Origin of the sequence: Frigidibacter sp. RF13 (genome assembly GCF_026626305.1) — a bacterium.
Classification (GTDB): Bacteria; Pseudomonadota; Alphaproteobacteria; order Rhodobacterales; family Rhodobacteraceae; genus TMP-24.
Map to the genome: position 1 here is coordinate 1 of NZ_JAPNUE010000003.1, position 12,081 is coordinate 12,081.

Below are 12,081 nucleotides of genomic sequence, written 5' to 3' on the forward strand. Positions count from 1 at the left end.
GGCATCGACCGTGACGGCGTCGAGCGCGGCCAGGTTCTGTGCAAGCCGAAGTCGGTGAACCCGCACACCCATTTCGAGGCCGAAGCCTACATCCTGACCAAGGAAGAGGGCGGCCGCCATACGCCGTTCTTCGCCAACTACCGCCCGCAGTTCTACTTCCGCACCACGGACGTGACGGGCACGGTGAAGCTGCCGGAAGGCACCGAGATGGTGATGCCGGGCGACAACCTGAAGTTCGAGGTCGAGCTGATCGCGCCGATCGCGATGGAAGAGAAGCTCCGCTTCGCCATCCGCGAAGGCGGCCGCACCGTCGGCGCAGGCGTCGTCTCGAAGATCCTGAAGTAACTCAGGACATCCGATACCGGACAGGGCTAACGCCCCGGACGGAGGAAAGAACAGATGGTGCGTCCCAGGGCGCACCATTCCCTCTTGACAGTGATGGTGCTCCCCCTTACCCGGGCCGCCTGATCTCCGAGAGATTTGGTTCGACGCAGGCGCCGCATTCGGTGGTGTCTGCCTCTCAACCTGAAGAAGCCCGCGAGAGGCATGACTGACATGACTGGTCAAAACATCCGCATCCGGCTCAAGGCCTTCGATTACCGCGTTCTGGACGCCAGCACGCAGGAAATCGTCAACACGGCCAAGCGCACCGGTGCACAGGTCCGGGGTCCGATCCCGCTGCCGAACAAGATCGAGAAATTCACGGTTCTCCGTGGTCCGCACATCGACAAGAAGTCGCGCGACCAGTGGGAGATCCGCACGCACAAGCGTCTTCTCGACATCGTTGATCCGACCCCCCAGACGGTGGACGCGCTGATGAAGCTCGACCTCGCCGCTGGCGTGGACGTCGAGATCAAGCTGAACTGAGGAGGGCGGACCCATGCTGCGCTCCGGCGTTATCGCAAAGAAGCTGGGCATGACCCGGCTGTTCCTGGAAGACGGCAAGCAGGTTCCTGTCACCGTCCTTCAGCTTGACAATCTTCAGGTCGTGGCACAGCGCACGGCCGAGAAGGACGGCTACACCGCCGTTCAGCTCGGTGCGGGTGTGGCCAAGGCCAAGCGCACCACCGCGGCGATGCGCGGCCATTTCGCCAAGGCGAACGTGGCCCCCAAGCGCAAGATCGCGGAATTCCGGGTGAGCCCTGAAAACCTGATCGATGTCGGTGCCGAAATCTCGGCTGCCCACTATGCCGAAGGGCAGTATGTGGACATCGCCGGCACCTCGCTCGGCAAGGGTTTCGCCGGTGCGATGAAGCGTCACAACTTCGGTGGTCTCAGGGCCTCGCACGGTGTTTCCGTGTCGCACCGTTCGCACGGTTCGACCGGCCAGTGCCAGGACCCGGGCAAGGTGTTCAAGGGCAAGAAGATGGCGGGTCACCTCGGCTCCGTCCGCGTCACCACCCAGAACATCCAGGTCGTCCGCACCGACGCCGACCGTGGCCTGATCATGGTCAAGGGTTCGGTTCCCGGTTCCAAGGGCGGCTGGGTCACGATCAAGGACGCGGTGAAGAAGCCGCTGCCGAAGGATCTGCCGATGCCCGCCGCGATCAAATCCGCTGCTTCCGCCGTGGAAGCCGCTCCGGCCGCTGACGTTGCGGTCGAAGGGGGTGAAGCATGAAACTTGATGTGATCAAGCTCGACGGCGGCAAGGCCGGCACGATCGATCTGGACGAAGCTCTCTTCGGCCTGGAACCGCGCGCCGACATCCTGCATCGCGTCGTCCGCTGGCAGCGCGCCAAGGCCCAGGCCGGCACGCACAGCGCCAAGACCCGGTCGGAAGTCAGCTATTCGACCAAGAAGATCTACCGCCAGAAAGGCACCGGTGGCGCCCGCCACGGCGACCGCAAGGCCCCGATCTTCCGTCACGGCGGTAAGTACAAGGTTCCGACCCCGCGCAGCCATGCGCACGACCTGCCGAAGCAGGTTCGGGCCCTTGGGCTGAAGCATGCTCTGTCGGCCAAGGCCGGTTCGGGCAACCTTGTCATCCTCGACACGCTGACGATGGCCGAAGCCAAGACCGCAATCCTCGCGAAGGCGGCGAAGGAGCTCGGCTGGAAGAAAGTGCTGATCATCGACGGCGCCGAGGTGAACGAGAACTTCGCCCGCGCAGCGGCCAACATCGAAGGTATCGATGTGCTGCCGTCGATGGGCGCCAACGTCTATGACATCCTCAAGCGTGAGACGCTGATCCTCACAAAGGCGGGTGTCGAAGCTCTGGAGGCGCGTCTGAAATGAGCGTGAAACCCGAACATTACGACGTGATCAAGCGTCCGGTCATCACCGAGAAATCGACCCTCGCGGGCGAGAACAATGCGGTGGTGTTCAAGGTCGAACGGTCGGCCACCAAGCCCCAGATCAAGGAAGCCGTCGAGGCGGTCTTTGGTGTGAAGGTCAAGGCGGTCAACACCACGATCACCAAAGGCAAGGCCAAGCGCTTCCGCGGCCGTCCCGGCGAGCGGAGCGACATCAAGAAGGCCTATGTGACCCTCGAAGAGGGGAACACTATCGACGTCCAGTCGGGCCTCTGATAGAAGCCGCGCGAATCTCGCGGCCCCGTCCAACGGGGCCGTGAGTCTTTTCGGACGGAAGCTTTCCGGCCGAGCGAACGTCGGGGACCTTCGGGGCCCTATAAACACAACGGACCAATGGTCCAAAGCAACGGAAGACAGAGAGCATGGCACTCAAGTCGTATAAACCGACGACGCCTGGCCAGCGCGGGCTGGTTCTGATCGACCGTTCGGAGCTTTGGAAAGGTCGCCCTGTGAAGGCCCTCGTCGAGGGTCTGCGCAAGAACGGCGGCCGGAACAATACCGGACGGATCACGATGCGCCACCAAGGTGGTGGTGCGAAGCGTCTTTACCGCATCGTCGACTTCAAGCGGAACAAGTTTGACGTCGCCGCGACGGTCGAGCGGATCGAGTACGATCCGAACCGGACTGCCTTCATCGCCCTCGTCCGCTATGCGGATGGCGAGCAGGCCTATATCCTCGCCCCCCAGCGCCTCGCCGTCGGCGACAGCGTGATCTCGGGCGCCAAGACCGACGTGAAGCCCGGCAATGCGATGCCGTTCTCGGGCATGCCGATCGGCACGATCGTTCACAACGTGGAACTGAAGCCCGGCAAGGGCGGCCAGCTCGCACGCGCTGCGGGCACCTATGCCCAGTTCGTCGGCCGTGACGGCGGCTATGCGCAGATCCGCCTCTCGTCGGGCGAACTGCGGATGGTGCGTCAGGAGTGCATGGCGACGGTTGGCGCGGTCTCGAACCCCGACAACTCGAACCAGAACCTCGGCAAGGCCGGCCGTCGTCGCCACATGGGCATCCGCCCGACCGTTCGCGGTGTTGCGATGAACCCGATCGACCACCCGCATGGTGGTGGTGAAGGTCGCACCTCCGGTGGCCGCCACCCGGTTACCCCGTGGGGCAAGGGCACCAAGGGCAACCGCACACGCACGAACAAGGCGACCGACAAGTACATCGTTCGCTCGCGCCACGCGAAGAAAGGGCGTTAATCCATGTCTCGTTCCATCTGGAAAGGCCCCTTCGTTGATGCCTATCTGCTGAAGAAAGCGGAAAAGGCACAAGGTTCGGGCAAGAACGAAGTGATCAAGATCTGGTCGCGCCGTTCCACCATCCTGCCGCAGTTCGTCGGCCTCACCTTCGGCGTCTACAACGGCCAGAAGCACATCCCGGTCAACGTGACCGAAGAGATGATCGGCCAGAAGTTCGGTGAATATTCGCCGACCCGGACCTATTACGGTCACGCCGCCGACAAGAAAGCCAAGAGGAAGTAAGCCATGAGCAAGGAAAAGAATCCGCGCCGCGTGGCCGATAACGAGGCCTTCGCCAAGGCGAAGATGCTTCGCACCTCGCCGCAGAAACTCAACCTCGTCGCCGCGTTGATCCGTGGCAAGAAGGTGGAAAAGGCCCTGTCGGACCTGACCTTCTCGAAAAAGCGGATCGCAATTGACGTGAAGAAGTGCCTGCAGTCCGCGATCGCCAATGCCGAGAACAACCATGGTCTCGACGTTGACGCGCTGGTGGTGGCCGAGGCCTATGTCGGCAAGAACCTGGTGATGAAGCGTGGCCGTCCGCGGGCACGTGGCCGCTATGGCAAGATCATGAAGCCGTTCAGCGAACTGACCATCAAGGTGCGTCAAGTTGAGGAGTCTGCATAATGGGTCAGAAGGTTAACCCAATCGGGATGCGCCTCCAGGTCAACCGCACCTGGGACAGCCGCTGGTTTGCTGACAGCAAGGACTATGGCAACCTGCTTCTTGAAGACCTCAAGATGCGCGACTTTATCCATGAAGAGTGCAAGCAGGCCGGTGTCTCGAAGGTCATCATCGAGCGTCCGCACAAGAAGTGCCGCGTGACGGTTCACACCGCGCGTCCGGGCGTCATCATTGGCAAAAAAGGCGCCGATATCGAGACGCTTCGTTCGAAGCTCGCGAACTTCACCAAGTCGGAACTGCACCTCAACATCGTTGAGGTTCGCAAGCCCGAACTGGACGCGATGCTGGTGGCGGAATCGATCGCCCAGCAGCTGGAACGTCGCGTTTCCTTCCGTCGCGCGATGAAGCGCGCGGTGCAGAACGCGATGCGCATGGGTGCCCTCGGCATCCGCGTCAACGTTGCGGGCCGCCTTGGCGGCGCGGAAATCGCCCGGACCGAATGGTACCGCGAAGGCCGCGTTCCGCTGCACACGCTGCGCGCCGACATCGACTATGCTCTGGCGGAAGCCACCACGCCCTACGGGATCATCGGCTGCAAGGTCTGGATCTTCAAAGGCGAGATCATGGAGCATGATCCCCAGGCCCGCGACCGCCGCGCGGCCGAGGCTCAGGACGGTCCGGCTCCGCGCGGTCCGCGCCGCGATGACCGCCGCGACCGGTAAGGAGTAGAGAAGATGCTGCAACCCAAACGGACAAAGTTCCGCAAACAGCACAAGGGCCGCATCCACGGTGAAGCCAAGGGCGGTTCGGATCTGAACTTCGGCGGCTTTGGTCTCAAAGCCACCGAGCCCGAGCGCGTCACCGCGCGGCAGATCGAAGCGGCCCGCCGCGCGATCACCCGCCACATGAAGCGTCAGGGCCGCGTCTGGATCCGGATTTTCCCGGACCTGCCGGTCTCGGCCAAACCGACCGAAGTCCGGATGGGCTCGGGCAAGGGCTCGGTCGACTTCTGGGCCGCCCGCGTCCACCCCGGCCGGATCATGTTCGAGATCGACGGCGTTGCCGAAGACATCGCGCGTGAAGCCCTGCGCCTCGGCGCGATGAAGCTGCCGGTCAAGACCCGCGTCGTGGTCCGCGAGGACTGGTAAGCAAGTCGGGGTAATCCCCGACCTACGGTATTGCCCCCGCCGGGAACGGCGGGGGTTTTGTTTTGGAGGCTTCACTCCGACATACCTGCGGCGGCAAAAGCAGGATCCTGCGAAATCCCCGTTCTAGGGGGATGATTTCAGCGTTGCTTTCCGCTTTAGACTTTCGATATCCTTCCGGATGGCGGAGCCGAGCGTGGAGGTTTCCCATTCAATACGCGCATAACGTTGCCGAACCTTTTCTCTGAAGAACTGGTTGGCCTCATAGACGCGACCATCGGAAAAGAGTTTGAAGAAGTCCTGCGATTCCGTGAGCATCTGGTCCAGCTCTTCGACCAGTTGCAAGAAGCGCACGGCCTCCACTGCCGAGAACGCCCCCCCGGGATTTGCATGTCGCCGAAGCGCCACGATGTCAGCTCTCAAGCGTTGTTCCAGGTTCTTGATATCATAGACATATTTGGTTGTTTTCGCGTCTTCTGGCCAGTTTTCCAGTTCGGGCGGCCACACGCCCAATTCTGAAAGAAGCGCCACGCTTTCGACATGAATCATGCGGGCCGCAATTCTTTCTACCGTGACGACAGCAGAAAAGGCCGTTTGGCGGGCCGCGAGTTCGTCGAACCTGTCTGCGCCGTCCGCGCCTTCGCCCGCCGCCGGCTGAGTCGCGAGCACGGCGATAAGACACAGGAAGGAAGGTGTGACACCCAGTGTTTCATGAGCATTTGACTGGCCGTCATCTCGATACAAACGTTCTCGCTACTCTGACATGGCCGAGCGCAGAATGCAAAATCGGCCAGGAAAGACCGGTTTGCGACACGCCTTCGTTGCACGCGTTTAGGCACGCTGGTATCTGAAACCGTAAGCAGGGAAAGCCGCATATGCCCGACATCTCGAACCTTTTCACCACCCGCCTCTATCGCGCCGCCCTGAACGAGTTGGCCAAGTCCAAGGTTGATTATGACGAACTGAACGCCTCCTGCCTCGCCATCGCCGAGGATGACGAGGCCGGCCAGGACTGGTGCGAGGCGAACGGCTATCCGGGTTATACCTCGTACGCCTCGCTGAACGACCTGCCCTGGCGCTTTCCGATCTTCGGGGCGCTAGAAAAGGCGCTCGACAAGCATGTGGCGGCCTTCTGCGCGGAACTGGGGTTCGACCTTCAGGGCAAGAAGCTGAAATGCAACTCGCTCTGGATCAACATCCTGCCCGAGGGTGGGACGCATGCTTCTCATATTCATCCGCATTCGGTGATTTCGGGGACGACCTATGTGGCGATGCCGGAGGGGACGTCGGCCCTGAAACTTGAGGACCCGCGCCTGCCGATGATGATGATGGCGCCCATGGTCAGGAAGGATGCGGCCGAGGCGCTGCAGCGGTTTGTCTATGTAAAACCGAGGGTTGGCGAGGTTCTGATGTGGGAAAGCTGGCTCAGGCACGAGGTGCCGATGAACATGGCCGAGGAAGAGCGGGTCAGCGTCAGCTTCAACTACGGCTGGGCCTGACGGTTACGGCTGGGCCTGACGGGCCGTCCCGCATCCGTCGGCCTTGCGTACCGCATCCGTCCCGCATCCGTCCCGACAGGGGCGGACGCCGCCTTCAGCCTTCGGTAAGCCCACAGGCCGCCCTCAGCGGATGGTGACAAGGCCCGCGCCGAGGACGACGAGCAGAAGGCCCGCCGCCTTCCGCAGGCTGACCGCATCCATCGGCGCCCCAAGCCAGCCCATCTGGCTGAGAAGCGCGCCGGTCAGTATCTGGCCGGTCACCAGCAGCACGAAGAACGGCCCCGGCCCGATCCGGGGGATCAGGAAGGTCGAGCCGAGGATCATCAGGGCCGAGACGACGCCCGAGAGATACATCCAGCCCGGCACCTCGCGGAGCCGCGCGAAGTCGGACAGGCGGTTGCCGGCGGCGACGGCCATCGCGACCGTGGTCAGGAAGCCCAGAAGATAGAAGGGCGCGTTGGCAAGGATCGGCGAGCCGACGATCCGGCCGCTCTGGCTGAGGACGGGCAGATAGACGGCGAGCGCCACGCCCATGGCGAGCGCGAGCGAGGTCAAGGCGACATAGGGCATCGGAACCTCCCTGTTGGTCATCCCCATCAAATGGCAGTTGCGAGCACACGGCAATGGAAACGACGTGACGATCTGTCCACAACTCTGCCACAGGTTCGGCGCGCCGGGCGGGAGATTGTGTCAGAATCGTGCACCACGGCCGACTAACCTATCCGAAAGTTAGTAACCCCGATGAACGCGGAAACGATGATGTGAAAGGTTTCGGGGGATTGGACATCGCCACGGCCATAATCCCGGCAAACCAGCAGGCTACAAAGACTGCATTGAACGGAGTATTTGTTGCCATGAAACTTAGGATTTCCTTGACCCTGATCGAAGCTGCGGGTTTTGCTGCACTGATCCTTCTGTTTAGGATCGTCGACGGGGGCGGTTTGTCGGCTGTGCTTTAGGTGGTTCCTGCGGTTTGTCCGTGCTTGTGTGAGTGAGTGAAAAACATGCCCCGTTCCTCCGGACGGGGCATCTTTACGTCGGGGGACCCGCTGCAGGGTTCGGCTGGCCGTAGCCTTCTAACCCGCGTTGACCCGGCAAGGGGGAGAGCGAAGCGGCGGCGGGCCATCTCCGCCATCGCGCATCCGCTGTGTGTCCTCGTCGCTGCCGTGCTCGCCGGGCACTGGTCGCGCCGCGCTGCATGTAACTCTGTGCTGGGGCCGATCGCTTGTCGGCGGGTGTGTGCCGCTCTAGTGTGCAGGCCGGACAAGGGGAAAGTGCAGCGATGAGACTGACGCGGTTGGCGAGGCTTCTGGGGCGGCAGGGATCGGTTCGCATTCGGTTTTCCCAGTACGGCGAAGACACGATCATCCGAAAGCTCTTCAACCGAAAAGAGGGATTTTACGTCGACGTGGGCGCCCACCACCCGTTCCGCCAATCGAACACCGCCTATCTCTGGTGCCTGGGCTGGAACGGCGTGAATGTCGACGCCAATCCGAAGTGCATCGAGATCTTCCGCAAGGTCCGCACAGGCGACACCAATATCTGGAGCGCGATCGTGTCAGAGGCTGTCGCCGCCCGGCAGACCCATGTCGATCTCTATACCGCGAGGGATCTCGACCTGAGCGCCACTGTCTCGGCCGACCTGGCCGGGGAACGCGGCGCAAGGACTGTCACCTCGGTGCCCTGCACGACGCTGAAGCGGATCCTTGCGGATCATGCGGCCGGGGCGCCGGACGGGGTCGATTTTCTGAACATCGATATCGAGGGGCTGGACGAGGCCGCGGTCGAGGATATCGCCGACTGGCCGGTGCGCCCCAAGGTCATCGCGCTGGAAACCTATGCGCCGACGATACCGGAGGTTCTGACCACCGGCATCCATGAGAGGCTGACCGGCGCCGGATACGACTACCGCTATCAGATCGGCCTGACCTCGGTCTATGTCCTGAAGGGCTTTGCGCCCTCTGGGTGAGAGCGAAAGGCCGGGCTGAGGCCGATGCTGCGCTTCGGGACGGCAGCGGCGGTATTGGGGTGAGACGCGCCCGGAAAACGATCCAGTGGATCGTTTTCAGCGTCGAACGGGCGAAGCCCCGGCGGCGGAGCCGACCATATCCGGGACGAGGCGGATTACGTCGCGCATCTCCGGTATTGCCAAGTGAACCCGGTCAAGCACGGGTAAGTCGAGCGGCCCGAGGATTGGCCGTATTCGTCGATCCACCGCGAGATCGCGACGGGGCGATGGTAGGGTACGTGATGTCACGCACCGACATTGGCCGGTTCGGATGGGCGGTCGCTTCAGGGAATGGTGCGTGCGAGCGCGTACCCTACGCTTGCTGCCTCAGCCGCCGTCCGTAGGGTCAGAAAATGTTGAAGACGTAAAGCAGGATGATGACGACGATCGGAACGCCCATCAGCCAGGCGACGATACCTTTCATGGCTTCCTCCGGTGCAATGGTTTCGTGGGTTTCGTGGGTTTCGGGGCGGCTTGCGGGGGCACGGCGGCCCCCGCTCACCCGGTCAGACCCCCAATGAGACCAGGGTCAGATCCGTCCCATCAAGACGAGGATCAGCAGGATCACCAGCAAGAGGCCAAGCCCGCCCGCCGGACGATAGCCCCAGCCGCGGGAATAGCCCCAGTTCGGCAGCGCGCCGATCAGAGCAAGAATGAGAATAATGATCAGGATGGTGCCGAGTGTCATGCGATGTTCCTATGTCCTGCGCCCGCATGGGCTATGTCCTGTGACAACGCAGGCGGCGCGGATCGGTTCCCCGAAGGACTCGCGGGGCGCTGCGGGGATACGGAGCGGCGCGGGGATTGGCCTATTCGTCGATCCACCGCGAGATTGCGGCGGGGCGATGGTAGGGTGCGTGATTTCACGCACCGATATTGGCCGGTTCGGATGGGCGGTTGGTTTGGGGAATGGTGCGTGCGAGCACGCACCCTACTGGTGGCGGGCGGAAGAAGAAGAGGGGCGGCCCGAAGACCGCCCGACCATCATAGGAATAATCCGACAATCGTCAGCAAGAGCGCGATGGTTCCTATTACGTCGCCATACGACACTCGCCCCTCGACCTTGAATGAGATACGCATTGGAGTGTTTCCTAAGCGTGGCCCATCCGGATGAGCGACCTAAGTCAACTCAGTATATTTATACTGCCCTAGCGAGGCAGTTCCGGTGCCCCTATGATCACTTGGGGCCTCCGGGGGCGACGGGTGCCCGGCGTTTGAGGCCGGACCGCCTTAGCAAGAGGCCGCTAAACCCCTCACACAGCGCCGCTAAGCGCTTTCCTATTCGTTGGCAGGAGTCGCCTTGTTCGCAGTGCGAGTGGCTTACCTTCCATGCGGTCGTTTGAGTCGACCTCCAAGGACAGCCAAAACATAATGTTGCTAATTTGTTCGTGCAAGCCCTGAGCTGAACTATGTGCTCTTCGTGAACGACGCAACGAATCAATCGGCGTCGAAGGTGCACGGCCCTCGGCTTGTGCCGAGGGCGTTCGGCGCTGACGACCTTCCACTGGAAGGTCGTCCGGGCGCGCCTCACCTCGTAAACTTCTTGTACTTCACCCGCTTCGGCTCGATGCTGTCCGGCCCCAGTCGGCGCACCTTGTCTTCCTCATAGGCCTCGAAGTTGCCCTCGAACCATTCGACATGGGCGTCGCCCTCGAACGCTAGAATATGCGTACACAACCTGTCGAGGAAGAAGCGGTCGTGCGAGATGATGACGGCGCAGCCGGCGAAATCTTCGAGCGCGGCTTCGAGCGATTGCAGGGTTTCGACGTCGAGGTCGTTCGTCGGTTCGTCGAGGAGGAGGACGTTGCCGCCGGAGCGCAGGAGCTTGGCCATATGCACCCGGTTGCGTTCGCCGCCGGAGAGGAGGCCGACCTTCTTCTGCTGATCGCCGCCCTTGAAGTTGAAGGCGCCGCAATAGGCGCGGCTGTTCATCGTGGCGTCGCCGAGTTCGAGGACTTCGAGGCCCTCGGAGATTTCCTCCCAAACCGTCTTGTTGGGGTCGAGCGCGTCGCGCGACTGGTCGACGTAGGCGAGTTTCACCGTGTCGCCGAAGGTGACGCTGCCCGCGTCGGGCTTTTCCTGGCCGGTGAGCATGCGGAAGAGCGTGGTCTTACCCGCGCCGTTCGGGCCGATGACGCCGACGATGCCGCCGGGGGGCAGGCTGAACGAGAGATCCTCGACCAGCTGCTTGTCGCCGAGGTGCTTGGCCAGACCTTCGACCTCGATGACCTTGCCGCCGAGGCGGGGGCCGTTCGGGATGATGATCTTGGCGGTCGAGATCTTCTCGCGTTCGGATTTGCCCGCGAGTTCCTCGTAGGCGTTGATACGAGCCTTCTGCTTGGCCTGCCGCGCCTTGGCGCCGGCGCGGATCCATTCAAGCTCGCGTTCGAGCGTCTTCTGGGTCGCGCGGTCCTCGCGCGCTTCCTGTTCCAGGCGCTTGGCCTTCTGTTCGAGCCAGGAGCTATAGTTGCCCTCGTAGGGGATGCCGCGGCCGCGGTCGAGTTCGAGGATCCAGCCGGTGATGTCGTCGAGGAAATAGCGATCGTGGGTGACGATGAGGATCGTGCCCTGATATTCGATCAGGTGCTTTTGCAGCCAGGCGATGGTTTCGGCGTCAAGGTGGTTCGTCGGTTCGTCGAGAAGGAGCATGTCGGGCGCTTCGAGGAGAAGCTTGCAGAGCGCGACCCGGCGCTTTTCGCCGCCTGACAGGGTCTCGACGTTGGCGTCGTCGGGCGGGCAGCGAAGCGCCTCCATCGCGACGTCGATCTGGCTGTCGAGGTCCCAGAGGTTCTGGCTGTCGATCTCGTCCTGAAGGGCCGCCATCTCGTCGGCCGTCTCGTCGGAATAGTTCATGGCAAGTTCGTTGTAGCGGTCGAGCTTGGCCTGCTTGGCCGCGACGCCGAGCATCACGTTGCCGCGCACGTCGAGTGAGGCGTCGAGCTGCGGTTCCTGCGGCAGGTAGCCCACGCGCGCGCCCTTGGCGGCCCAGGCCTCGCCGGTGAAATCCTTGTCCATGCCCGCCATGATGCGGAGAAGCGTGGACTTACCCGATCCGTTCACGCCGACGACGCCGATCTTGACGCCGGGAAGGAAGTTGAGGCGGATGTTCTCGAAGCATTTCTTGCCGCCCGGATAGGTCTTGGAGACGCCGTCCATGTGGTAGACATACTGGTAGGAAGCCATGGGTCGCACTCCTGGCGGAAAGGGATTGGCCTTCCTCTAGTCGTGCGGGCCGCGAAGGGCAATCGTCCGCAT

Annotated in this window: 17 protein-coding genes; 12 read left to right on the forward strand and 5 right to left on the reverse strand. The window is 62.4% G+C overall.

Annotated elements, in window-relative coordinates; genetic code table 11:
* The 10 genes from OU426_RS08010 to rplP all read left to right on the forward strand — a co-directional run.
* A partial coding sequence (locus OU426_RS08010) for an EF-Tu C-terminal domain-related protein (RefSeq protein WP_506737134.1) occupies nt 1-345 on the forward strand: 345 nt, incomplete at its 5' end.
* A 210-nt stretch (nt 346-555) separates the two neighbouring features.
* The gene (rpsJ, locus tag OU426_RS08015) at nt 556-867 is read left to right on the forward strand and encodes a 30S ribosomal protein S10 (protein WP_104070856.1); all 312 of its coding nucleotides are present in this window, start codon (nt 556-558) and stop codon (nt 865-867) included.
* Nucleotides 868-880: 13 nt separating this feature from the next.
* Nucleotides 881-1,618 (forward strand): 50S ribosomal protein L3, encoded by a 738-nt coding sequence (gene rplC / locus OU426_RS08020; protein WP_267633422.1) that lies wholly within the window; start codon nt 881-883, stop codon nt 1,616-1,618.
* Nucleotides 1,615-2,235, forward strand: coding sequence for a 50S ribosomal protein L4 (rplD, locus tag OU426_RS08025; protein WP_267633423.1), 621 nt, complete (start codon nt 1,615-1,617; stop codon nt 2,233-2,235). Before rplC ends, rplD begins: the two co-directional genes overlap by 4 nt.
* On the forward strand, nt 2,232-2,528 hold the full coding sequence (locus OU426_RS08030) for a 50S ribosomal protein L23 (protein ID WP_267633424.1): 297 nt from the start codon (nt 2,232-2,234) through the stop codon (nt 2,526-2,528). The genes rplD and OU426_RS08030 overlap by 4 nt, the downstream gene beginning before the upstream one ends.
* 146 nt (nt 2,529-2,674) lie before the next feature.
* Nucleotides 2,675-3,511, forward strand: a complete 837-nt coding sequence (gene rplB / locus OU426_RS08035; RefSeq protein WP_267633425.1) for a 50S ribosomal protein L2 — start codon at nt 2,675-2,677, stop codon at nt 3,509-3,511.
* 3 nt (nt 3,512-3,514) lie between these two features.
* Nucleotides 3,515-3,793, forward strand: a complete 279-nt coding sequence (gene rpsS, locus OU426_RS08040; RefSeq protein ID WP_267633426.1) for a 30S ribosomal protein S19 — start codon at nt 3,515-3,517, stop codon at nt 3,791-3,793.
* A gap of 3 nt (nt 3,794-3,796) precedes the next feature.
* Entirely contained in the window at nt 3,797-4,177 is a 381-nt protein-coding gene (gene rplV / locus OU426_RS08045; protein ID WP_267633427.1) for a 50S ribosomal protein L22, read from the forward strand.
* Nucleotides 4,177-4,896, forward strand: coding sequence for a 30S ribosomal protein S3 (rpsC, locus tag OU426_RS08050; protein WP_267633428.1), 720 nt, complete (start codon nt 4,177-4,179; stop codon nt 4,894-4,896). Before rplV ends, rpsC begins: the two co-directional genes overlap by 1 nt.
* Nucleotides 4,897-4,908: 12 nt before the next feature.
* Nucleotides 4,909-5,322, forward strand: a complete 414-nt coding sequence (gene rplP, locus OU426_RS08055) for a 50S ribosomal protein L16 (RefSeq protein ID WP_267633429.1) — start codon at nt 4,909-4,911, stop codon at nt 5,320-5,322.
* A 123-nt stretch (nt 5,323-5,445) separates the two neighbouring features.
* Here the strand turns inward: rplP and OU426_RS08060 are convergent, their stop codons facing one another.
* Nucleotides 5,446-6,063, reverse strand: coding sequence for a hypothetical protein (locus OU426_RS08060; RefSeq protein WP_267633430.1), 618 nt, complete (start codon nt 6,061-6,063; stop codon nt 5,446-5,448).
* Between the two features lie 131 nt (nt 6,064-6,194).
* Here OU426_RS08060 and OU426_RS08065 point away from each other — a divergent pair, with 131 nt between their 5' ends.
* Nucleotides 6,195-6,818 carry a TIGR02466 family protein gene (locus tag OU426_RS08065; protein ID WP_267633431.1) on the forward strand — a complete coding sequence of 208 codons (624 nt, stop codon included), beginning with the start codon at nt 6,195-6,197 and terminating at the stop codon, nt 6,816-6,818.
* A 123-nt stretch (nt 6,819-6,941) separates the two neighbouring features.
* On the opposite strand, the gene OU426_RS08070 is transcribed toward OU426_RS08065, so the two are convergent.
* Nucleotides 6,942-7,388 (reverse strand): DMT family transporter, encoded by a 447-nt coding sequence (locus tag OU426_RS08070; RefSeq protein WP_267633432.1) that lies wholly within the window; start codon nt 7,386-7,388, stop codon nt 6,942-6,944.
* 712 nt (nt 7,389-8,100) lie between these two features.
* On the opposite strand from OU426_RS08070, the gene OU426_RS08075 reads away from it, so the two are divergent.
* Nucleotides 8,101-8,787, forward strand: a complete 687-nt coding sequence (locus OU426_RS08075; RefSeq protein WP_267633433.1) for an FkbM family methyltransferase — start codon at nt 8,101-8,103, stop codon at nt 8,785-8,787.
* Nucleotides 8,788-9,172: 385 nt separating this feature from the next.
* Here the strand turns inward: OU426_RS08075 and OU426_RS08080 are convergent, their stop codons facing one another.
* The 3 genes from OU426_RS08080 to ettA all read right to left on the reverse strand — a co-directional run bounded on the left by OU426_RS08080 (nt 9,173) and on the right by ettA (nt 12,009).
* Nucleotides 9,173-9,328: a hypothetical protein gene (locus OU426_RS08080; RefSeq protein WP_267633434.1), complete on the reverse strand. Its 156-nt coding sequence runs from the start codon at nt 9,326-9,328 to the stop codon at nt 9,173-9,175.
* 27 nt (nt 9,329-9,355) lie between these two features.
* Nucleotides 9,356-9,514, reverse strand: a complete 159-nt coding sequence (locus OU426_RS08085) for a DUF3309 family protein (RefSeq protein WP_267633435.1) — start codon at nt 9,512-9,514, stop codon at nt 9,356-9,358.
* 839 nt (nt 9,515-10,353) lie between these two features.
* Nucleotides 10,354-12,009, reverse strand: coding sequence for an energy-dependent translational throttle protein EttA (gene ettA / locus OU426_RS08090; protein ID WP_267633436.1), 1,656 nt, complete (start codon nt 12,007-12,009; stop codon nt 10,354-10,356).
* Nucleotides 12,010-12,081: the final 72 nt, after the last annotated feature.